Origin of the sequence: Clostridium sp. AWRP (genome assembly GCF_004006395.2) — a bacterium.
GTDB lineage: Bacteria > Bacillota > Clostridia > Clostridiales > Clostridiaceae > Clostridium_B.
This window is the reverse complement of sequence record NZ_CP029758.2, coordinates 2,240,338-2,264,682: the sequence shown is the minus strand read 5'-3', so window position 1 is coordinate 2,264,682 and position 24,345 is coordinate 2,240,338. Positions and strand designations below refer to the sequence as shown.

Here is a 24,345-nt window from a genome sequence, read left to right as displayed (position 1 = left end):
ATCTAATGTAACAACCCCATCATTTAACTTCAATTTTTTTTAAATGTTGTAAATTTAATACTCATCCACCCAAAAATCAATCCAATGAAATTTGCTCCTGTAATCCAAATTGCTGCATTAAGTAGAGCAGGCATTCCTTTAATTGCCATATATGCTCCTGCACCATAACCTATGAACATACATGAATAAGCATTAAATGACATGAGCGAAATATTTAAGGCAGGTATTTTTAGTGATATCATTAATAAAAATACTGTAATAAAAACTGAAACTACCGTAGCTGCCATAGCTGGCATAAATCCCGTAAATACATTGATAAGAACAAATGCTAAAATTGCAAGTACTGATCCGGTAATCATCGGTGGTATTCCCTTTGCAATAAGATCTGGAGTTGCTCCTAAACTAAAGTACCATGCCCAGCCTATAAACAAAGCCCAAACAGGAACTTTTATATACATAAAGAGACATGATACTGCTGCTAAAATTGCTACCGATACATCTAATGCTTCAATTTTTTTCATCTCTACTCCTCCTCCTATGTTTGTCCAAAGTATCCATTCAGGTCTGTAACTGTTACACCACTGCTTTCTAATGATTTTTTAACTGCAGTTGCCACCTCAAGGGCATTAGGTGAATCACCATGAATACATACTGTGCATCCATCAACATCAATTAGTTTTCCATCAATAGTATCAATTTTTCTCTCCTTTGCAACCTTAACAGCCCTATCAGCTACTTGCTGAGGTGAACGTGCTTTCTTAACTCTTTCAAGCATCCAGTTTCCATTTTCATCATAGCCAAGATCAATCAATACCTCTGGTGCTGTCTTTAAGCCTCTCTTTTCTGCACGTTTTAAAGCCTCGCATCCTGTATGAAGCATGATATAAAGATCTTTATTATATTCTTCAATGGTATCAAGAAAAGTATCAATATACTTCTCCTGCTCACCAACCATACGATACAATATCCCATGAGGTTTTACATGCTGCATTTTAAGATCATGCAATTTTAAAAATGCATCCATTGCTCCTAACTGGTATAACATGTCAGATCTAAGTTCTTCAGCTGAAATGTCCATCTGCCTTCTTCCAAATCCTTGCCTATCAGGAAGACCTATATGTGCACCTATTGCCACTCCATACTTTTTTGCCCATTTTACGGTACGTTCCAAAACAAGTGGATCGCCGGCATGAAAGCATGTTGCAATATTTGCAGATGTTACATAAGGCATAAGTGCTTCATCATCTCCAAGGATATAACGTCCGAAGCTTTCGCCCATATCAACATTAATATCTATCTTCATACTGCTTCACCTCCATTAAGCTTCTAAAATAATCATAGGAGATCCTATATCCATTTCATCCCATTCAGCAACAAGAACTTTCTTTACTACACCTGCTTTTTCTGTCTGGCAGCTCATTTCCGTTTTCATACAATTAATAACTGCAAGCTCCTGTCCTTCTTCAACTTTGTCACCAACATTTACTACTACTCGAGCTACAAGCCCAGGCATATGTGCTTTTAATGTATATTCCATAATTTTATCCTCCATTTTCATTTTTTATTTTTATTAATCAATCACTAAATCAACTGCTTCAAACATTGCTTCTCTTTCTTTACGTGCTTTTATTGCATCTTCTACAGTAACCAGTTTAAGTTTTACTTTATCCCTTGCAGGTATCCCCTGACCAATTTTCCACAAGTCTGCATTAATAACATTTGCAACGCATACAAACCCACCTAATGTAGGTCCATCTGCAATAAGCAAAGAAGGAGTATTTCCAGTTACATTAACTGCGCCGCGCATATTGTAACCATGATCAACAATATTTGAAGGGTGGCTTCCGCCTTTTCCACCATCCTCACGTGCCCAAAAATAATCTGGTACTTCCTGCAAACGATAAGCCGCTCTGTTTGCATTATGTGAGATTTTCATTGGTGTACTAAACAAATAATCCATTCCATTTTCCGTTACATAGTCAGGTACTGAATTAGGTCCTGGAATAGTTCTTAATTCCCATTCATTCACGTATTCAGGTATATACTTAGGATTTAATTTTTTGCCAGCAATTCCTGAAGCATCTTTTTTATTCACCTTTATAACGTCATCTTTTGCAAGCTTGCGCCCTTCAAAACCACCATAGCTTCCAAAAAGACAAGTTGATTTACTTCCAAGATATTCTGGGACATCAATTCCTCCTGCTATACACACATAAGCTCTAAAACCAGCTTCTCCAAAGTGTGAAAATTTAAGTATGTCACCTGCTTTAACTGCAATTGCTTGCCACGTTGGTACATCACTTTCATTAATTGTAGGTCTCATGTCACTTCCTGTTATTGCAATAACTCCGTCTTCTATAATTTCAAACTGACAATAACCGCCGGCAATTTCTAAAGCTGCATCACCTTTTTTATTTCCTAAAATCAAGTTTCCAAGCTGTAATGCAAGATTATCCATTGCACCTGCAGCAGCCATTCCAAGTCCCATGTATCCAAGTCTTCCTGGCCAATCTTCTACCAAAACTTCAATTCCACCGTTTATAACTTTAATCATATTTTTTACCTCCTTCTTATATTATTTATTAGAGCTTAGGTGCTATTTTGGATCCTTGTTCCTGGCGCTTTGCAAATTCTTCGGCACCTTTAACAACTTCTGGTTTTGCAAGGAATTCCAGATAATCCTTAACAACAATTTGGCTTTCCTGGATATCATATACATAATCTGTTTTCTCATGGACATGATCATATATATCTAATATTTCTTTTTCTGAAACTTCTACGAATTTTATGCGATCCCCTGATGGACGATATAAAAATGGTCCGTCTTTAAATTGTGGATGTTTCATTGATAACTGGAATGTAGGAATAGTACGTCCAAATAATTGATACCCACCACCAGTTGCTGTAGTGTAAGTAAATAGGCAAGCTCCACCAATACCAACTGCTCCTTCTGGAGTCCATATACGCGGAGGATTGTATTTTGGTACAATCATTTTGCACCTTGGATCCATTGGCCAGAAAAATCCACCGCCCGGCCAGAAACCACATCCACTGTTATACCAATAAGTATCTAATAACATATGTTTAATATCATCTACAGTGCATCCATTACATAGGGCCATATAATCAAGATTATATCCATCCTTGCAGTTTGGTGCATCAGGACGAATCTGTTTTAAATACATTTCAACTGCCTTTTTAGTCTGGCTATCCTCGAAAGCAATTGGTAATGTAATGATTCTTGAATCAATTACCATATCATCAACACCAGCAATAGATTCTTCTGCATCTTTAATTTTGTCAATAAGTTCTTGTGGGGAAATAATGGTAGGATCAAAATGTATCATATTTGCTCTTAAACTTGGTAATGTCTCAATTAATCCCTTGATATTCATTTTCTTAACCTTTGAATCTACTGCCAGAATTCTAAAGGAATCCAGCAGTTCCACCCTCTGTTCATAACCATATTCTACTTGAATAAAGCCATCACCTGCCTGACGGAATAATATTTCAATTCTGTCACCTTTAGCAGGAAGAGTATCAATAATAACATCATACTTGCTCATACTTTTTCCTCCCTTTTTATATTTAATTATTTGATTCAATTGTGTAATTTATTTATAATAGAAAAATAACTTACTTTTGCATGCACTTACAAATTGCTTTTTCAAAAATATCTAATCCTGCTTCAAGCTGCTTATCTGTAATTACAAGTGGTGCTAAAAAGCGGATAACATTTCCATAAACACCCGAGTTCTCAATCATAAGTCCATTTTGGGCTGCTTCTTGAATAACTGCTGATACAATTTCAGGATTTGGATCTTTCTTTTCTTTATTTTTTATAAATTCTATTCCAACCATTCCGCCAAGTCCTCTTACATCTCCAACAATCTCATATTTTTTTTCCCATTCCATATAGCGTTTCATTACTTTCTTACCTATTTCCATAGAACGGTCAGCCAAATTATCTCTTTCCATAATTTCTATCACTTTTAATGCTGCTGCACATGCTACTGCATTTCCACAGAAGGTTCCTCCAATTGTTCCTGGTCTTACTGCCTCCATAATCTCTTCCCTTGCTGTTATTGCACTTAATGGCATACCAGCTGCAATAGATTTTGCAGTTGCTATTATATCTGGAGCTGCCCCTGCTTCCTTCCAATATTCAGAAGCAAACATTTTACCTGTACGGCAGAACCCACATTGTACCTCATCTGCAACAAGCAATATACCATATTTATCACAAATAGCTCTTACTGCTTTAACCCATTCAATTGGAGCTGGAATAAATCCGCCTTCACCCTGAAGTGGTTCTACTACTATAGCTGCTACATACTCTGGTGGTGAAGCTTGATCAAATACTTTTTTAATACTTTCTATATAATAATTAATGGTTTCACTTTCTGGCATTCCTTCAGGACTTCTATATAAATACGGAAATTCTGCACGGTATACACCGTCTGGAAAAGGTCCCATTCCATAGGCATAAGATTTTTTCGACGTCATTGCCATGGTCATAACTGTACGTCCATGAAATGCTCCTGAAAATACAATTATATTAGGTCTATTTGTAAAAGCTTTTGCTATTTTTACTGCATTTTCATCGGCCTCTGCTCCACTATTTGCGAAAAACGTTTTTTTCTTACTTCCCTTCACAGGAACAATGGAGTTCATTTTCTCTGCCAGCTTAACATATCCTTCGTGTGTAACAATGTTAAACATACCATGGAAATATTTTTCTGACTGTTCTTTCACAGCTTCAACCACTTCTGGATGGGAAAATCCAACGTTTAGTACGCCTACACCACCAGTCCAATCAAGAAAATAATTTCCGTCAACATCCTCAATCACCGCACCTTCTGCCCTTTTTATTACAACAGGATATATACATTTAATTGCAGAGGGTGCTGCATCTTCTCTTCTTCGTATTACTTCTGCTGCTTTCGGCCCCGGGATTTGATCAGTTATTATTTTGGGTAATTCTTCCTTTAACATTTTTAAGCCTCCTTAAACTAGTAACTAATTTTTTAAACATGGCATTTTGTATTTAATTATTCAATTATTTAATTGTTAATTTATCAATTTCAAATTATGTAAACTATTACAATTTTTTATAGTTATTTTTGCAAGAACTAAATTTTCAAAATTCAAAATAAAAATGAAAAGTGTAATATTTACTTTTTTTTCATCAATATTGAATAATTAAATACTACAATATTTCATTTTGTATAACAATAGCATATGAACACAAACTTTATTTGTCTAATTTGTGCTCAATATACATAAGGCGCATGCATAAAGCTTTCCCATATCCCTTTTTCTTTCATTTCGCATATTTTTTAAATAAAATATCACAAATTGCGTGATAAATTATCAAAAAAGCTAAATAACTATTTATGATTTGCTAATTTTATAAGGCTATATTTACGAATTATTGCTAATTTTAATTATCATATGCCTATTAAATTACTATTTGGAAAAATTTTTCATTAAAAATGTTCATTTTGACCTAATGTTTACCCTATATAACTTTTACAATAAAATAATAAGAACTATCTTATCTCTATTTTAATATTGATAAGATAGTTCTATATTTTATCGCGCATTTACAATCTCATATATTCTTTAATATAAAAGGCCATCCTTAGATTAAACTTATCTTCCGTTGATGTTAAATCTTTTTTTAATAGGCCATGTATTTTCTTCATACGGTAATTGATGGTATTGCGATGATTATATAGGAAATTTGCAGTTTCCTGAATGCTGCCGTCAAAATCCAAATATACTTTTAAAGTTTTTAGCAGTTGAGTATTATTTTTCCTGTCATAATCTATTATAGGATCAAGCATTTCGAAATATATACTTTGAAGTAATTCTTTATTAGATACAGAACTCAATATACGAAATATACCAAGCTCATCAAAATACACACAGTCCTTATTCGAATCTTTAGCTGTTTCTAAAGCATAGGAAGCAGTAGAGTAGCTAAAATAAAGTTTTGATAATGAAGAAACTTTTTCACCTATTCCTATTTGAGGTCTTAATATTGATGAGTTTAAAACTATTTCATTATCAACTATTTCAAAATAGTTTTTCATAAGATTATTTAGCAATTTTTTTGAGCATTCCTTCAGAATCAAAATATAATAGTTGTTTTTTAAAAATATGTGATATTTTATTGACAAAAGATTAATACAATTTTGCAATTTCAGCGGTGAACTAATATTAATTATTTTAGCTGCATAGTAAGAAGATTCTGTAGGATAACCGTTTGAATTTAAAAGGGGAATATACTTTTCAATATTTTGTGAATCAAATATTACATTATAAAACAGCTTAGACAAAGTATTTTCCAGGTACTTATCCATAAATATCTTATTACAGTAATCCTGCATAATATCAGAAATATGTATTTCCCACGGCATTATAAAAAGAGGAAAATTTTCTGAATTGCATAGTTCAATAACTTCTCTAGAAATATCCTTAACAAGAATATATTTATCAGTATTTATTAACAAACCACTGCATTTTCGGTAAATTAATTCTCTAATTAATTCATAAATCCAATTTATTTTTGTTCCAGCTGACAAACCGGTAGTAATAACTAATTCATTTTCTCTTAGAAAATCTCCATTTTCTATATCTTCAGTAAGGTATACCCATGTCATATCATTTATGAGGCCTTTTTCGCCTGCAATTAACTTAATCTTATATATTTCTTTTGAAGATGAATAAAATTCAGATAAAAGATAACTCATATTTTGACTCCCTTTTACAATTTTAAATTGATTTTTTAATAGTATATCATAAATTTGTGTTGCTTACTGTTGTCATAAAACTTAAAATATGCTATAGTTTAATCTAACAAGGACATGGCAATGTATCTGTTATAGTTATTTTTGCCATGTCCTTGTTTTTTATCTGCATAATTGTAAACTGTTATAAATGGTTATTGTAGAACTTAATTAATAAAACAATAATTTATTGAAAAGGAGTGCTAACATGATAAAAAAAATTTTAATTGCAAATCGCGGTGAAATTGTAAACAGAATTATTCATACATGTAATAAACTTAAAATTGACACTGTTGTTGTATATTCAGACGCTGATAAAAATGCTGATTACATTAACAAAGCTGCAGAAAGCTATAATATTGGCCCCTCTGCACCTGTTAAAAGTTATTTAAATATTGATACACTTGTAGATGTTATTAAGCAATCAGGGGCAGATGCAGTACATCCCGGATATGGATTTTTATCAGAGGCAGCATCATTTGCTAATGCAGTTGCTACTGCAGGTGCAAAGTGGATCGGACCTGACCCTTCAATTCTAGAAAACATCGAATCCAAATGTTATTGCCGTATTATTGCCAATAAATTAGGAGTTCCGGTTACACCAGGAACAATAAATCCGATTTCCAGTGTAAAAGAAATTTATGATACTGCAGAAAAAGTTGGATTGCCTATTTTACTTAAACTGGATAAAGGCGGCGGAGGTAAGGGAATAGAAAAAATTACTTACTTTGAATCTGAAAAAGTTACACAGGCTATTTTTGAAAGCATGCAAAGAATAGGAAATATGGCATTTGCAAGTGGAGATATTTATATTGAAAAAGCAGTACTATCTCCAAGACACATAGAAGTACAGTTTATAGCAGATGACTATGGAAATGTAGTCTGCTTAGGAGAAAGAGAATGTTCTATTCAGAGAAGATATCAAAAAATTATTGAAGAATCACCGTCAGCTGTAGTTACTGAAGATGACAGAAAGAAACTTTATTCATATACACAAAAGATTATCAAGGAAATGAAATACTCTGGAGCAGGTACCATTGAATATTTAAGAGGTGCTGATGGAAACTATTATTTCATGGAAATAAATGCAAGACTTCAAGTAGAACATCCAGTATCTGAATATGTTGCAAATATAGATTTAGTAGAAAATCAAATTCGTGTTGCAAACGGAGAGAAATTGCCATTTAAACAGGAAGATATTAAACTAAAAGGTCACAGCATTGAATGCCGTATTTATGCAGAAGATCCCAAAACATTTAAACCTTCACCAGGTACAATTACAAGTTTATCATTTCCTGATACCTCAGATGGAACTGTTCGTATAGAACATGCTATTCACGAAGGATACAAGATTTCTCCATTTTATGATCCTATGCTCTGTAAACTTGTGGTTTGGGAAAAAGATAGAAATACCTGCATTGCCAATATGATAAAAGCATTAAAAAACTTTAAACTAGAAGGAGTTTCTACAACTATAAATACTGATATTGCAATAATGAGAAATAAAAACTTTGTCTCCGGCAATTTTACCACAGCTTTTCTAGAAAATGAAAAGGTAAATATCGGATTAGAGAATTATGTAATAACTATTTCCCGTCAATTCGGGAGTCTGGGACGTCCCATTGCTAAAAAAATGGCTGAATTGTTAGGTGTTGAATATTACGATAGGGATATCGTAGAAGAAACTGCAAAGAAGATGAATTTGCCTGTATCCACTATTGACAGCGGAGAAGAAATAAATAAAAATGAATATAAAAAAATGAAGTTTCCACTAGGAACTAGTGCAGAAAACGTACAGGAAGAAATATTTGAAGTCCAAAAGAAAATCATCTGTGATCTGGCAGATAAATCATCCTGTATATTTGTAGGAAGGTGTTCTGACTATATTTTAAGAAATCATTCAAATCATTTCAGCATATTTATCTATGCTCCCTATGAGATACGAAAGGAAAATTGCATCAATATACTTCATATAAATCCAGATGAAGCTGATAAGCTGATTAAAGAAGTTGATGAAGCCCGTCAGCTATACAGCCTAAGTTATGCAAAATCGTACAGTGATAATGTACTGTACAAAGACATCTTAATTAACAGCAGCCTGTTTGGTGGAATTGATGAGACAGCAAAAGTATTAGTCAATATGATTAGAAAGAAATTTAATCTTGCTTAAGGGAATGGGTATAGATTTGGTTTTTACACAAATCTATACCCATTCCCCTCATTTCATACTTTATACACACTCTTGTGATATATCACCTTCTATACTGCTTATGATTACAACTTGATCCGGCAAATCTTCAATTTCAATTTTAATTTCTGTAGATTCATCTACTATGCCTTTATTAAAATTTTTAAGATACTCATAAAGATTACAAGAATTAATATTGCTATTTTCACTTACATTCACAGTTAATTTTTTTACTCTCAAAAATTTTTTTGATTTACAGCATTCCATTAGACCCTGGGATATCTTACTCAATAATATGGTATTATCCATGTCTCTGTCCCTCCTCTAAATTTAATTTTCATACCACTCTTACAGCATTTCATCTATACTTTAAATAAGTTCTTTACTTCAAATATTAATTTTGTATTCCCATCTTTTAAAATATACTTTGTCTATATTAAGTATATAATTTATATTTGTTAATATTCCTATTTATAAGTAATACTAGCAAATAAAAAAATATCCCTTTGTCTTTAATATTTAAGACAAAAGAGATATTTTTTATTATGAGTTTGCATTTAGTCTTCCAGCTTACTTCCCCTTTGAAGTGCAGTAAGTCCAGTACGTATAATTTCCTTTATTCCATAAGGTTTCATTAGTTCAATAAAAGCAGATATCTTCTTTTCATTTCCGGTTATTTCAATTATCATACTTTTTTCATTCATATCTACTATTCTACCTCTAAAAGTATTTACGCTTTCCATAATTAGCAGTTTATTGTTGGATTCTGCACAAACTTTTATAAGAGATAACTCCCTATAAACAGATGCATCGGGGTCTAATTCTATTACTTTTATAACTTCAATCAATTTATTCAGCTGTTTACTTATCTGTTCAAACATATAGTCGTCTCCAATGGATACAATAGTCATTCGTGATATTTCAGGATCTCCTGTAACTCCTACAGTGAGACTGTGAATATTATATCCCCTTCTACTAAAAAGCCCGGCTACTTTACTTAAAACACCTGAATGATTTTCAACTAATACTGACATCACATACTTTTTTATAGTAATCACCTCTTTCTAAAAAGTTCTCTCATGAGGATCTACAATGCACTCTATCAGAAATGCCTTGCTTGAATCTAATGCTTCTCTAAAAACTCCGTTAAATTCAGAATCATTTTCTACTCTCTTAGCTGTCAATCCATAAGCTTCTGCAAGCTTTACAAAATCTGGATTAGTCCTAAAGTTTACTCCAAATTCACCAGAATATTTATTGTCTTGCATCTCCCTAACCATACCCAGTCCTGAGTTGTTAAACAAAACTATAATAATGTTTAGATTGTTTTCTGCAATAGTTCCAAGTTCAAAAAGACTCATTTGAAATCCACCATCACCTGCAAAAGCTATAACTTGTTTATCAGGACATGCAATTTTAGCACCAATAGCTGCTGGAAGAGAATATCCCATAGTTCCAAGGCCTCCAGAAGTTAAAAACTTTCTATTCCCTGCCATCCTAAAGTTACGAGCACACCATAACTGATTTTGTCCTACATCTGCTGTCAAAATAACCTCTTCTCCTAATGTATCAGAAACAGTTTTTAACACATATTTTGGATTAACTTTACCTGTAAGCTTTCTTTCTATATGCAAATCTTTCTTCCAATTTTTAATTTCTTCCATCCATTTTTCCGTCTGTGGAGCTACTATTTCTTTATTTAAATCCGATAAAACATTTCCACAATCACCAACTACTGGAATATAAGTGTTCAGAATTTTACCTATTTCAGCAGGATCAATATCTATATGAATTATATCTGCATCCTTTGCAAAATTTTTTACCCCACTGATAGTTCTATCTGAAGCTCTAGCTCCAATAAGTATTAGTGCATCTGCATTTTGTACAACTTTATTGGCATAAGCAAATCCATGAGTACCTATTAAACCTACATAATAATCACTATTTTCATTTATACATCCTTTTCCCATAAGAGTATGAACAACAGGTATATGTGATTTTCTAACAAATTGCTCCAGTTCTTTTTGTGCATTTGCCAGTATAACTCCGCCACCTGCACAAATAAGAGGTCTCTTGCTAACTTTGATTCTATCTATTATTTTCTTTATTTGACCAAAGTGTCCTTTAACAGTAGGTTTGTATCCTCTTATATTTACATTTTCAGGATATTCAAAATCAATATCTTCTTCCATTATATCCATAGGTATATCTACAAGCACAGGGCCTTTTCTACCAGTTTCAGCTATATAAAATGCTTCCTTTATGGTCTTAGGTATGGATTTAGCATCTCTTACAAGAAAATTATATTTTGTAAAAGATTCTGTAGCACCTGTGATATCTAATTCTTGAAATACATCCCTTCCGATTAATGTAGACTTAACCTGACCCGTAATAACAACAAGAGGAATGGAATCCATATATGCAGCAGCAATGGCAGTAATGAGATTAGTTGCGCCAGGTCCTGATGTAACTATACAGACTCCAACTTTTCCAGTTGACCTAGCATATCCACTAGCAGAGTGTCCTGCAGCTTGTTCCTGTCTTACTAATATATGCTTCACATCTGATTTTCTCAAAGCTTCATATATAGGAACCACTGCAGCACCAGGATACCCAAATACCATATTTACATTTTCTTTCTTTAAACATTGGATAACTGCTTCAGCAGCTTTCATAACCATCTCTCCTTGTAAATTCAATTTAATAGGATTTTTGAGTACAAAAAAACAGACTCCTTATGGGGTGAGAAGTCTGTTCACGGTACCACCCAATTTTATTACTCAATTTAATAACGGCAAAGCCGGCTCAGCCTACTAACTTCAGCTTACAGCTCAAGGGTGAGTTTCAATATTATATATCTGTGAGTTTACACCAAAACTCTCACTCTCTTTAAAATATTATAATATCTACTTATCCCTTTCAAAGCTTTCATATATTAATACATATTTTATACTTTCTAATTTACATTTACAAATAGTTTCTAAAAATTAATTTACTTAAATCAAATTTAAACTTGATACACACTAAATAGGATTCATTGATACTTCAAAGTAATTAATATAGGTAATTTTAGGTTAAAAATTAGCACAAAAAAACAGCCTTTCTCTTGAGGCGAGAAGTCTGTTCGCGGTACCACCCAATTTTATTACTTAATTCAATAACGATTCACACCGGCACAGCTTACTATAATTTCAGCTTACAGCTCAAGGGTGAGTTTCAATATGAAATATTTATGGGTTTACACCAGATCCCACTCGCTTTAAAATATACATCATATTTAATAGTCCCTGTCAAAGCTTTTATTATTTAAATATGTGTATATGTTACTATAAAACAATTCAAATGTCAATAGTTTATTCTGAATTTTTATTAAATAATATATTTACTCAACTTTCACATATATGAAGTCTTTTTAGTTGAAAGTTGAAAATTGAGAGTTGAGAGTGAAGACTGATTTTTAGGCATGGCAAAAAACTTTAAACTTATATGCATCATCAATGTTTCGCTCTAGCAAAATGAACCTTCAAAATTTAATCAAAGATTTTTTGTAGTATAACGGAAAAAATCCACATTAACTCTCCACTTTCCACTATCAATTATCAACTTAGCAAATTGCTTCGCAATTTACTTAAAGTACATTAAAAAACTCTGATTATTTAAGAACTGCACCTGTATTTGCAGAAGTAACCAATTTTGCATACCTTGATAAATATCCTGTTTTTATCTTAGGTTCAGGCTTTACATAGTTCTTTCTTCTCTTTTCAAGTTCTTCCTCACTTACTTTTAGCTCCAACTTTTTATTTGTAATATCTATAAATATAGTATCTCCTTCTTCTACAAGTCCTATTAGCCCACCTTCCATAGCTTCTGGTGATACATGTCCTATAGATGCACCTCTTGTAGCTCCTGAGAATCTTCCATCTGTTAAAAGTGCTACATCTTTATCTAAACCCATACCTGCTATAGCAGAAGTTGGTGAAAGCATTTCTCTCATTCCAGGTCCGCCTTTTGGTCCTTCGTATCTTATCACAATTACATCGCCTTTATTTATTTCATTGCCAAATATAGCCTTAACTGCTTCTTCTTCAGAATTATACACTCTAGCCGGTCCCTCATGTACCATCATTTCTTTTGAAACTGCAGATTCTTTAACTACCGCTCCATCTGGTGCCAAATTTCCTCTAAGTATTGCTATTCCGCCTTCACTGCTGTAAGCATTGTCTACACTTCTTATAACTTCATAATCAAGCACTTTAAAATCTTTTATAGTTTCGCCCACAGTTTTCCCGGTAACAGTAAGTGCATCTTCATTTATAAGACCTTTCTTAGAAAGTTCATTCATAAGAGCTGGTATTCCCCCTGCCAGATGAAGATCTTCCATATGATGTTTGCCACTTGGACTTAATTTTGTAAGACAAGGCGTATGTTTACTTATTTCATGAAATAAATCCAAATTAAGTTCTATACCTGCCTCATGAGCAATTGCTGGAAGATGAAGTACTGTATTTGTGGATCCTGCCATAGCCATATCTACCGTTATAGCATTTTTAAATGCATCTAAAGTTAGTATATCTCTTGGCCGTCTATTGTTCTTTACACAATCCATTACATACATTCCTGCATATTTTGCCAGCTGATTTCTCTCACCAGTTTGTGCAAGAGCACTTCCATTTAGAGGTAAACCCATTCCAAGTACTTCTGTAAGACTGTTCATACTGTTTGCTGTAAATAATCCTGAGCAGGAACCGCATCCAGGACAGGCTCTCTTAGCTTCTTCTTCAAGTTCTTCCTCTGTTACCTTTCCATCGCTGCAAGCTGCCACCTTTTCAATACAAGTGCTAAAATCAAGTGCTTTGTTATTTAGCTTACCTGCCCTCATAGGTCCTCCACTTACTACTACAGCTGGTATATTAAGTCTTGCAGCTGCCATAAGCATTCCAGGTACAATTTTGTCACAGTTAGGAATGAGTACCAATCCGTCAAAACCATGAGCTGTTGCCATCGCTTCAATTGAATCTGCTATTAATTCTCTTGAAGCAAGAGAATACTTCATTCCAACATGACCCATTGCAATTCCATCGCAAACTGCAATAGCAGGAAACTCTATAGGAGTACCCCCAGACATTGCTACTCCAAGTTTTGCAGCTTTTGCTATTTCATCTAAATGCATGTGACCTGCAACTATTTCGTTTTGTGAATTTACTATTCCTATAAGAGGTCTTTCAATCTCCTCTTTTGTATATCCCATTCCATACATAAGTGCTCTTGCTGGAGCTGCCTTAATTCCCTTTTTTACTGAATCACTTTTCATTTTTAGTATCCTCCTTAAATCTGGAAATTTTTTATAAAAAAATAACCGCCTGCCTAGGGTAAGAAGCTTTGCGGTACCACCCAATTTCTCATAATTCTAATAACGGTAATACCGACACAGCTTTCTAATTTCAGCTTGTAACTTAGGAGTGATTTTCAAAAGTTTCGTATTCATGGGTTTTCACCTTATCCCAATTCTCTAAAAACACTCCACTATTTACTCTTCTCCATCATAGTTTTTATAATACATATATATAATTTCGTAATAATTTTCGCACATTTTATATTTATAAGCCCTTTTTATTTATAAGTAATATCTACCTATAATAATTTTGCCCCTAAAAAGATAGATATTGATATTACAGGGATTAGGGAAAAAGTGCCTCCCCTATTTCTCCTGTAAACTTAACTCATCCGCTAAATGATAAGCCCCCTTATTCATAAGCGTTATTCATAGTAATTTTTTATTGATATACTGTTAAAATACTACCCCAATTTAACAAATATCCTACTTTTTAATTACTCATTATCAGGGTTTTCATTGATCCATGACATCATTGATCTAAGTTCTTTTCCAACCTTTTCTATTGGAGCATCTTTTTCCATTCTTCTTCTTGCTGTAAATCCTGGTCTTCCTGTTTGGTTCTCAAGAAGCCATTCTCTTGCAAATGTTCCATCTTGAATTTCATGAAGAACTTTTTTCATCTCAGCTCTAGTATTGTCATTTATTATTCTCTTTCCTATCTTATAATCTCCATATTCAGCAGTATCACTTACAGAATATCTCATTCTAGCTAATCCACCTTCATATATCAAGTCAACTATTAACTTCATCTCATGCAAGCATTCAAAATATGCATTTTCAGGAGCATATCCAGCTTCAACTAATGTATCAAAACCTGCTTTGATAAGTTCAGAAACTCCTCCGCAAAGTACTACCTGTTCACCGAATAAATCAGTTTCAGTTTCAACTTTAAATGTTGTAGTCATAACTCCTGCTCTAGTTCCGCCAATTCCTTTTCCATAAGCTAAAGCAATTTCTTTTCCTTTTCCACTGTAATCTTGATATACTGCATACAGACATGGAACTCCATTGCCTAATGTATATTCTCTTCTAACTATATGTCCCGGTCCTTTTGGAGCAATCATTAAAACATCTACAAACTTAGGTGGTACTATCTGATTAAAGTGAATATTGAATCCATGTGCAAAGAACAATGCATTTCCTTCTGATAAATTATCTTTTATGCTTTCTTCGTAAATTTGCTTTTGTTTTTCATCTGGTAGAAGTACTGTTATAATATCTGCTTGTTTAACAGCTTCAGCTATTTCATACACCTTAAATCCATAATCTTCAGCCTTTTTCCATGATTTACTGCCTTTATATAAACCAACTATTACATCCAGTCCACTTTCTTTTAAATTCAAAGCATGTGCATGTCCCTGACTTCCAAATCCAAGTATAGCTATCTTCTTTCCTTTCAAGAGATTCAAATCTGCATCCTCATCATAATAAACCTTTAATTTTTCCATAATACTTTCCTCCTGAATAATCTATTTATAATATTGAACTTCTTAATACTTTAAATATTTAAACAATATACTATTTGATATAAAAAATGATTTGTAATTCCCATAATTAAGAATTTTATAATTATAATTATGTATTTCTATAATTATTTTACCCCTAATAAAGATAGATATTTATATTACAGGAATTGGGGAAAAAGTGATTTCCCAACTTCTCCTGTAAACTTAACTCATCCGCTAAATGATAAGCCCCCTTATTCATAAGCGTTATTCATAGTAATTTTTTATTGATATACTGTTAAAATATTACCCCAATTTAACAAATATCCTACTTTTTAATTACTCATTATCAGGGTTTTCATTGATCCATGACATCATTGATCTAAGTTCTTTTCCAACCTTTTCTATTGGAGCATCTTTTTCCATTCTTCTTCTTGCTGTAAATCCTGGTCTTCCTGTTTGGTTCTCAAGAAGCCATTCTCTTGCAAATGTTCCATCTTGAATTTCATGAAGAACTTTTTTCATCTCAGCTCTAGTATTGTCATTTATTATTCTCTTTCCTATCTTATAATCTCCATATTCAGCAGTATCACTTACAGAATATCTCATTCTAGCTAATCCACCTTCATATATCAAGTCAACTATTAACTTCATCTCATGCAAGCATTCAAAATATGCATTTTCAGGAGCATATCCAGCTTCAACTAATGTATCAAAACCTGCTTTGATAAGTTCAGAAACTCCTCCGCAAAGTACTACCTGTTCACCGAATAAATCAGTTTCAGTTTCAACTTTAAATGTTGTAGTCATAACTCCTGCTCTAGTTCCGCCAATTCCTTTTCCATAAGCTAAAGCAATTTCTTTTCCTTTTCCACTGTAATCTTGATATACTGCATACAGACATGGAACTCCATTGCCTAATGTATATTCTCTTCTAACTATATGTCCCGGTCCTTTTGGAGCAATCATTAAAACATCTACAAACTTAGGTGGTACTATTTGATTAAAGTGAATATTGAATCCATGTGCAAAGAACAATGCATTTCCTTCTGATAAATTATCTTTTATGCTTTCTTCATAAATTTGCTTTTGTTTTTCATCTGGTAGAAGTACTGTTATAATATCTGCTTGTTTAACAGCTTCAGCTATTTCATACACCTTAAATCCATAATCTTCAGCCTTTTTCCATGATTTACTGCCTTTATATAAACCGACTATTACGTCGAGTCCACTTTCTTTTAAATTCAAAGCATGTGCATGTCCCTGACTTCCAAATCCAAGTATAGCTATCTTCTTTCCTTTCAAGAGATTCAAATCTGCATCCTCATCATAATAAACTTTTAATTTTTCCATAATACTTTCCTCCTGAATAATTTATTTATACTATTTTTATATATATTGAACTTTTTAATACTTTAAATATTTAAATAATATATTACTTGATATTTAGAAAAATAATTTTCAATTCGCATAATTAAGAATTTTATGACTATTGCAAGTACATATATTTCACGTTTTATAAATTATTTAATTGTAAAATAATTTATTTTAATTCTAAAAACCAGCATTTGAGCAATTACCACTAATTTTTTGTATAAAAAAACAACCAACATTCTCTGCTTGGGGCGAGAAGTTTGGTCGCGCGGTACCACCCAATTTTTTACTCAAAGTAATAACGGTTTTACCGGTAAAGCCTACTTAGTTTCAGCTCACGACTCCAAGGCTACCTTCAATAGTCATATTTATGAGTTTTCACCAAAATCTCACTCTCTAAGAAATATTTCCTATTTACTCTTCCCTATCATTGTCTTTATACTCTACAATTGTACCAATTCAAAATATCAATCAGAAATAACCCCCATGGATATAACTAATAAATATCATTTATTTTATTAAAACTAAAATAAACCTAATTGGTTTTAAATCACTTTGAAAAATTTATTTGTTTTTGAAATTTGCTTTATCAATATTTAGTGTATGTGACGATAATAATACCTTATGAGAATAATGTCAATAGTTTTTTTAAACTTTTTTTATTTTTTTATTGCATTATGTTTTTCTTACATTATATTACCACAAAAAATATTTTTCATAATTTTATAAAAGCAAATACTCAATTTAAACTTTTAGCTTTTTAGAATTTATTGCTTAGGTTTATCAAAATATTTAACCGAGATAAAGATTGTAAAAATATTTGGTTTTTACCTTGATTTTCTATTTAGGATTTCTTTATATAGTTAATTATATATTTTTAAAAAATTGTTGACATACATATTTTTTTATAGTATAGTTAGTGCAAATAAAAAAACGATGACGGAGAAGAGTAAGCGAAAATATGCTTTCAGAGAATGGGGATTTGGTGCGAACCCATAAGCTACAGTTGTTGAAAATCACTCCTAAGTTGCAAACTGAACTTTATGTAAAGTAAGTTATGCCGGCACAGCCGTTATATATACGAGTAATAATTTGGGTGGTACAGCGACAGACCTTCGCCCCATTGGGGTGTATGTCTGTTTTTTTTATACTCTATTTTAAGTTTGTTTGTTTTTAAATTTATTTTATCAAAAAATCTAGTGTGTGTATGTAATTTAAATATTAAAATTTAATACTAATGTATTTTCATATTTATCTTTTTTATCCGAAAAACTGCAATTGTATTTTAATTTGTTTTTAAGTGTTTATTTTATTATTTAGTAGTGTATAATTTTATTAAATTTAGAAATAAGTGTATTATAATTAAGTGAAAAGTTGATAATTGAAAGTTAAGAGTAAGTGATAACTTTCAATTCTTAACTTCCAACTATATTATAGCCATATATATGGGAATAACTAGTAAACTTAAAGCCGTTGTCAATGATGTAACCACTGCTGCATATTCATAGTCAGCACCATATGCCTTTGCCACTATAGAAGTATTTGTCATTACCGGCATAGCAGCTTGTATTATAAACACTTTTTTCATGAGTTCAGGTATAGGGAAGAAACCTGCCAGAAATATTATTAAAACTGGTGATATAATGAACCTTCCTATTAGAACAAAAAATATATCTTTACTCATCTTCATTTTCTTTATATCCACATAGTAAATTGTTATCCCTATAAACAACATAGAAAGTGGCGTTGTCATATCTCCAAAGTATTTACAGGTATCCATAACAAACTTAGGAAGTTTTATTCCACAAAATATAAATATCATTGCTATTATAAATCCCATAAGTGGAGGAGAAAATATTCTATTTAAAGTTTCCTTTGAAAAAATACTTGTTTTTTTATCAGCTTGTCCATCTGAGCTTATTCCATAAGCACCTATTGTCCAAAAAAAAGTAGTATTTGCTATATAGTATAAAAGCACGTAAGGAACACTTTTTGAACCAAACAACGCCAAATTTATGGGCAATCCAATAAATATGGAGTTAGATACAAAAAACATAGACCGAAATGTACCAGTTCTCTCCTTTTTCACTTTTATTATCTTAGAAATCAATATAGCTAGTATATAACCTATCGCCATAGATAACACTGGTATAATAAGTCCTTTACCTATATGATCCAATTTATCTCTTGTAAAATTACCCATTAAATTAGAAATCATAAGGCAAGGAAGAGCTACATTGCACACTAATCTTGAAAATACTTTTGATATGTTCTCATTAAGCCATTTAAATTTTGTAAGCACATATCCTGTACATATCATAATTACTATGCTAAGTACACTTCCAATTGCATTTAATACTACCATTTGTTCATCCCACCATCTTCATCTTCAAATTTACCAAGTGCATCCGCTAATGCAAAAGATGACAGCTTTTGTCCAAAATTGCAGCTGTGGTACACGTAAGTATAGTTCTTAAGTTTTTGCAGTAATATCATAAACGTCATATTACATAATATATCCTTTTTCAATCAAGGTCAACTCACTTGTCTTATACTGTCTAATTTAGCCAATAAAAAACTGAGTTATATATTGTACAACTCAGTTTTTCACAATAGCTTCAATTAAATTAATGTGACTCACTATTTATTAACTTTTCAGAGCTAGAAACTATCTCCTGACTCTTAGCACTTATTTCTTGAATAGTTTCAGATATAGTTAATATATCGCTATTTATATTATCCATTTTGTTCTGGAGTAAATCAGATACTTCTATAACCTTTAAAATAGATTGCATCATTTCATTTTCTTCATTTTTAGTAGATTGTGCAGTGGTTTTAGATTGCTCTGCTAGCTTTTTTACTTCATCTGCTACTACTGCAAAACCTTTTCCATGTTCATTTGCACGTGCTGCTTCTATTGCAGCATTCAGCGAAAGTAAATTAGTCTGCTCTGAAATAGCCACAATACTATCTGACGAATCCGTGAATTTATCTAACTTTTCATTTATTTGATGAATATTTTCCTTTAACTTACTTGATATATCCATTATTGATTTTAATTCTTCTACTATATCTTGAATTGCAGATGCACTTTCCTCATTTCCTTTACTTACTTCATTTATAGCTGCCAATAGAGTATTTGCAAATTTAATTATTTCATTTGATTTTCGCTGTCTTTCCTCAGCTAGTACAGTTATTTTGTTTATAGACTCTTTGACCTCTTCATTTTTTTCTTCCAGTTCGCTATATTCCATATTGATTTTTTTCTTCACATAATAAATACAATTTTCCTTAGAATTTATACCATTAAAAATCATCTTTACCATTTCCTTGCAAGTACTATATCCACAAGCAGAACAGTTAAATTCTTTTCCTAAAGTTGTAGTTTTCATCATCTCATTAAATATGTTGTCATAATCTTTTTGAGAAGGTTCAATTATTTTTTTAACCTTCTGTGCACTATACTTTCGTGCGAAATCGTTTAAATTAAGATTTTTATCAAAGTACCTGTCTATTGATTTGATTTTTTTCTTAAACAAGCCAGTTTTTTCCCTTAACTTTTCCACCTTCATATCATGAAACCTATATTGAATATCATATTCTGTTAAATTGTCTAAGGAAGCTGTACCTATATTACATCCATTTTTACAATTTAAAATATCCAACAAACCAGGTAGAATCTTATTAGCTTTAACTCTATCAGAATACTTATCCAAGTACTCAATTGCCTCTTTATGTCCCTCTACCTGAAGAACATGTAATTCTTCAGGTCTAGCTTTTACATTTGCTTTTAATCCACCTGGTAAACTGTAAACAACCCCCAGAGAAGCAGGAACATTATCAAATTCAACTTCATCGTAATTATTCAAATTTACATTATTATCTCTCAAATAGTCTAAAATCTTCTTATAGGTTACATTATATTTCACATACCCCTCTGTATTCTTATCATTGATTTCAATTAACTTGCCAATACAGGGTGACAGAAAAGCTATATCTTCACATATATGCTTATATTTTTTCAAGTAAACAGCAGTACACATCATAGGACTGTGTATAGGCGCTAAATATTCTATTAATTCAGGCTTATATTTTTCAATATAATTAACCACGATAGGACAGGGCTGCGATATTAAAGAAGAAATATTATTCTCCTTCATTGCTTTTAGATAAGCCCAGGTAGTAATATCTGCACCGAAAGAAACATCATAAATTATAGATACTCCCAAAGATTTAAGATATCCAAAAAATTTCTTGTAATTTTTAATATTAACTATAATAGATGGTGCAGCTATTACTGTTATTTTTTTGCCTTTTTTCAAATCCTTAAAAAAGCCTTGTGTACTATCGTTAAAGTCTCTAGCCCCATGTTCGCAAACCTTTACACATTCACCGCATCCAATACACCGTTCCTCATCTATGTAAACCCTACTTACACCATTTTCAGTTGTTGTAACATTTGCACCAAGAATAGGACAAGTTCTTATACACTTATTGCAACCTGTACATTTTTCTTTTAAAACAGTTACAGGACTTTTATTCACACTAAAACCCCCTCAATTTCCCCATAAGCTTCAATGGATTTTACTTGAAACTCAATCCTATTCTATTTTACAATAAACTAATTGGTATAACAATGCTATAGTGATAATATTTACCCATTTTTAAAAAAAGCGTAAAAAAATATACCCTTAAAAGGGTATATTTTTTACCTATTCAATTAACCTTATTATATTTAAAAGTGTCTTATTAACAGGAGTGTCTACACCATATTTCTCTCCTAACTTGCAAACAGTACCTGCAAATATATCAACTTCAGTTTTTCTACCATATACAATATCCTGACACATTGATGTCCTGCTGTCAGATCCTAAAGTATTTAACACCTTATACCATTCTTCTATATCTTTTTTGCTTAAATTAACCCCTACTTTTTGTGATAATTTTACCACTTCCCACATTGCAGATTCCATAAGTTCTTTAGCCTCATTTTTAGTTTGAAATACACTATAAGTTGCCCTAAGAACTGCTGAAGTCTGATTTATACCTACATTTACCATAAACTTATACCACAGAGCACGCATCATGTCTTCTGGAATTTTATAAGGAATTTTTGCATTATCAAAGAGATTCTTTACTTTTTGTACTTTTTCTGAATAGACCTTATTTACTTTTTCTCCAAAAGTTATATTTCCGATATTAGAAAAACTGATATTGTTTCCCTTATGATTTCCATCAATGCCAATGCATAAGGCATAAAGCATTTTATCCATTCCATATTCTTCTCCTATAATTTCCTCACTAGTAATGCCATTCATGAGAGAAATTATGATAGTATTTTCTCCTACATGGTTTCTCATATCACATATAGCTTGAGTTAACTGATTTGACTTTACGGATACAATAATCAAATCTGCTGGCTGGCATTTTTCCTTTGGATCTATATACGTAAAATTATACTTTTTTCCGTTAATTATAAATCCATTTTTTTTGTACCTTTCAGCTCTTTCTTCTCCAGCTATAAATTTTATTCCTTCTGGATTAAAATCATACAATTTACTGGTGTAGGCACATCCAATAGCTCCTAAACCAATAGCAGATATATTTTTTATGGTTTTCATACTACACACATCTCCTTTTTCAACATTATACTGGAAATTTAATATTCAAAAAGCCTGTGCTACTCACAGCACATAATGAGCTAACACAGACTCTTATTAGAATTAGAAATTTATATATCTTTTAATCAACTATATTTCCAGGACTTAAAATACTATTTGGGTCAAAAGCTCTTTTAATATTCTCCATGATATTTATTTCAGCCTGACTAAACTGAAGAGGCATATGCTTCTTTCTAGTCTTTCCTGTACCATGCTCTGCTGTTATTGTTCCACCATACTTTATTGCAGTCTTGTATATCTCTTCTTTAAGCTGCTCATAATTAGCAGGGAGTCTGCCATTGTCACCCATGATAAAGTTATGAATATTTCCATCTCCTATATGACCAAGAGATACAATTTCATTACCATACTCTTTAGTTAACCTTTTTACATCATCAAAGAAATCAGGTACAGAAGACGGTGGTACAGCTACATCCATAATATCTGCTATATTATCTTTATAAGGACCATATGCATTACTTCTTATCTGCAAAAGATGTCTCTGATCCTTTTCAGTTTCCGCTACAATGCTATCTACAGAACCATGTTTTTCACATATTTCTACAAGTTTTTCACTATTAGAATACAAATCATCTTCACTGCATTCGTCCAATATGAACATCAAATCTACAGAACCTTTAGCTGCAGGCCAGGTAGTTCCAAGCTGCTCTGCTGATTTTTCAGATATTACTCTATCCATGTATTCAATGGCAAGAGGTGTGATTCCCTCTTGCAGTATTTCAGGTACTGCATCACAGGCATCTCTCTGGCTGTTAAATGAAACCAGTAATGTTCCATTGTATTTACTTCTTGCATATAATCTAAGTGTTACTTTTGTAATAATGCCAAGAGTTCCTTCACTTCCTATCATAAGTTGAAGCAGATCATAACCCATATTATTTTTTAGTAATTTGCCACCTAAAGTAATTATCTCTCCTGTGGCAAGAACTACTTCCAACGCTTTAACATGATTTCTCATAATTCCATGCTTTACAGCCCTTGTACCACCTGCATTTGCTGCAACCATTCCTCCCACTTGTGCACCTTCATCTCCCGGATGTACAGGAAAAAATAATTTGCCATTCTTATTTAATTCTTCAAGTAGTTGAGACAGTGTTGCTCCAGATTCTAAAGTAATCATAAGATTCTTTTCGTCAAATTCAACAACCTTATTTAATCTCTCCAAGGATAAAATAATGCTTGGCTGTGTTGGTATTGCTCCAGCAACTACTCCTGTACCGCCGCCCCTGACGATTACAGGCAATACTTCCTTATTTGCATACTTTAACACTTCTGATATCTCCTCAGATGAAGCTGGTTTAACTACCACACAATCTTTGCATGCTTCTGGACGAAGTAATGTTTCAGTCTCATCATAAAGATAACCCTGCATTTGAGATAAATTGTTAGTAACCCAATCATTTCCTACAACTTTTCTTAAACTTTCAACTACTTTTTCTGGTGAATTTTTTATTAAATTAGTATTCAT

At 32.3% G+C, this 24,345-nt stretch carries 19 protein-coding genes and 4 other annotated features; of the genes, 1 reads left to right on the top strand and 18 read right to left on the bottom strand.

Translation table 11 applies throughout. The annotated features are described in order from the left end of the window. Positions 1–29 precede the first annotated feature (29 nt). The 7 genes from DMR38_RS10480 to DMR38_RS10450 form a co-directional block, all read right to left on the bottom strand. The gene (locus DMR38_RS10480; RefSeq protein WP_127721272.1) at positions 30–521 is read right to left on the bottom strand and encodes a DUF1097 domain-containing protein; all 492 of its coding nucleotides are present in this window, start codon (positions 519–521) and stop codon (positions 30–32) included. A 14-nt stretch (positions 522–535) separates the two neighbouring features. After that, positions 536–1,303: a 5-oxoprolinase subunit PxpA gene (locus DMR38_RS10475; RefSeq protein ID WP_127721271.1), complete on the bottom strand. Its 768-nt coding sequence runs from the start codon at positions 1,301–1,303 to the stop codon at positions 536–538. Positions 1,304–1,318: 15 nt separating this feature from the next. After that, positions 1,319–1,537, bottom strand: coding sequence for an acetyl-CoA carboxylase biotin carboxyl carrier protein subunit (locus DMR38_RS10470; RefSeq protein ID WP_127721270.1), 219 nt, complete (start codon positions 1,535–1,537; stop codon positions 1,319–1,321). Between the two features lie 33 nt (positions 1,538–1,570). Continuing rightward, positions 1,571–2,554, bottom strand: coding sequence for a biotin-dependent carboxyltransferase family protein (locus DMR38_RS10465; RefSeq protein WP_127721269.1), 984 nt, complete (start codon positions 2,552–2,554; stop codon positions 1,571–1,573). Between the two features lie 28 nt (positions 2,555–2,582). Further along, positions 2,583–3,566: a carboxyltransferase domain-containing protein gene (locus tag DMR38_RS10460; protein WP_127721268.1), complete on the bottom strand. Its 984-nt coding sequence runs from the start codon at positions 3,564–3,566 to the stop codon at positions 2,583–2,585. Between the two features lie 70 nt (positions 3,567–3,636). Further along, complete coding sequence (locus tag DMR38_RS10455) at positions 3,637–4,995, bottom strand: aspartate aminotransferase family protein (protein ID WP_127721267.1); 1,359 nt, start codon at positions 4,993–4,995, stop codon at positions 3,637–3,639. A gap of 611 nt (positions 4,996–5,606) precedes the next feature. After that, complete coding sequence (locus DMR38_RS10450; RefSeq protein ID WP_127721266.1) at positions 5,607–6,758, bottom strand: PucR family transcriptional regulator; 1,152 nt, start codon at positions 6,756–6,758, stop codon at positions 5,607–5,609. Positions 6,759–7,002: 244 nt separating this feature from the next. On the opposite strand from DMR38_RS10450, the gene DMR38_RS10445 reads away from it, so the two are divergent. Beyond that, positions 7,003–8,964 carry a cytidylate kinase family protein gene (locus DMR38_RS10445; RefSeq protein WP_127721265.1) on the top strand — a complete coding sequence of 654 codons (1,962 nt, stop codon included), beginning with the start codon at positions 7,003–7,005 and terminating at the stop codon, positions 8,962–8,964. A 60-nt stretch (positions 8,965–9,024) separates the two neighbouring features. Here the strand turns inward: DMR38_RS10445 and DMR38_RS10440 are convergent, their stop codons facing one another. From DMR38_RS10440 to DMR38_RS10390, 11 genes are all read right to left on the bottom strand, one after another. Beyond that, positions 9,025–9,291 (bottom strand): hypothetical protein, encoded by a 267-nt coding sequence (locus DMR38_RS10440; protein WP_127721264.1) that lies wholly within the window; start codon positions 9,289–9,291, stop codon positions 9,025–9,027. Positions 9,292–9,539: 248 nt separating this feature from the next. Beyond that, the gene (gene ilvN / locus DMR38_RS10435; RefSeq protein ID WP_207670790.1) at positions 9,540–10,031 is read right to left on the bottom strand and encodes an acetolactate synthase small subunit; all 492 of its coding nucleotides are present in this window, start codon (positions 10,029–10,031) and stop codon (positions 9,540–9,542) included. Positions 10,032–10,046: 15 nt separating this feature from the next. After that, on the bottom strand, positions 10,047–11,657 hold the full coding sequence (gene ilvB / locus DMR38_RS10430) for a biosynthetic-type acetolactate synthase large subunit (protein WP_127721262.1): 1,611 nt from the start codon (positions 11,655–11,657) through the stop codon (positions 10,047–10,049). Positions 11,658–11,717: 60 nt separating this feature from the next. Next, positions 11,718–11,914, bottom strand: a binding site (T-box leader). 172 nt (positions 11,915–12,086) lie between these two features. Next, positions 12,087–12,285, bottom strand: a binding site (T-box leader). Positions 12,286–12,634: 349 nt separating this feature from the next. Then, positions 12,635–14,293 carry a dihydroxy-acid dehydratase gene (gene ilvD, locus DMR38_RS10425; protein WP_127721261.1) on the bottom strand — a complete coding sequence of 553 codons (1,659 nt, stop codon included), beginning with the start codon at positions 14,291–14,293 and terminating at the stop codon, positions 12,635–12,637. A gap of 518 nt (positions 14,294–14,811) precedes the next feature. Then, on the bottom strand, positions 14,812–15,825 hold the full coding sequence (gene ilvC / locus DMR38_RS10420) for a ketol-acid reductoisomerase (protein WP_127721260.1): 1,014 nt from the start codon (positions 15,823–15,825) through the stop codon (positions 14,812–14,814). A gap of 336 nt (positions 15,826–16,161) precedes the next feature. Then, positions 16,162–17,175 (bottom strand): ketol-acid reductoisomerase, encoded by a 1,014-nt coding sequence (ilvC, locus tag DMR38_RS10415; RefSeq protein WP_127721260.1) that lies wholly within the window; start codon positions 17,173–17,175, stop codon positions 16,162–16,164. A 265-nt stretch (positions 17,176–17,440) separates the two neighbouring features. Continuing rightward, positions 17,441–17,636 (bottom strand) — a binding site (T-box leader). Between the two features lie 487 nt (positions 17,637–18,123). Continuing rightward, positions 18,124–18,322: a binding site (T-box leader), on the top strand. 300 nt (positions 18,323–18,622) lie between these two features. Next, positions 18,623–19,561, bottom strand: coding sequence for an AEC family transporter (locus DMR38_RS10405; RefSeq protein WP_127721259.1), 939 nt, complete (start codon positions 19,559–19,561; stop codon positions 18,623–18,625). Next, positions 19,555–19,725, bottom strand: a complete 171-nt coding sequence (locus DMR38_RS21835) for a hypothetical protein (RefSeq protein WP_175412982.1) — start codon at positions 19,723–19,725, stop codon at positions 19,555–19,557. The genes DMR38_RS10405 and DMR38_RS21835 overlap by 7 nt, the downstream gene beginning before the upstream one ends. Before the next feature lie 98 nt (positions 19,726–19,823). Continuing rightward, on the bottom strand, positions 19,824–21,740 hold the full coding sequence (locus DMR38_RS10400; RefSeq protein ID WP_127721258.1) for a [Fe-Fe] hydrogenase large subunit C-terminal domain-containing protein: 1,917 nt from the start codon (positions 21,738–21,740) through the stop codon (positions 19,824–19,826). 168 nt (positions 21,741–21,908) lie between these two features. After that, complete coding sequence (locus DMR38_RS10395; RefSeq protein WP_127721257.1) at positions 21,909–22,817, bottom strand: ketopantoate reductase family protein; 909 nt, start codon at positions 22,815–22,817, stop codon at positions 21,909–21,911. A gap of 121 nt (positions 22,818–22,938) precedes the next feature. Continuing rightward, on the bottom strand, positions 22,939–24,345 hold the full coding sequence (locus tag DMR38_RS10390; protein WP_127721256.1) for an FAD-binding oxidoreductase: 1,407 nt from the start codon (positions 24,343–24,345) through the stop codon (positions 22,939–22,941).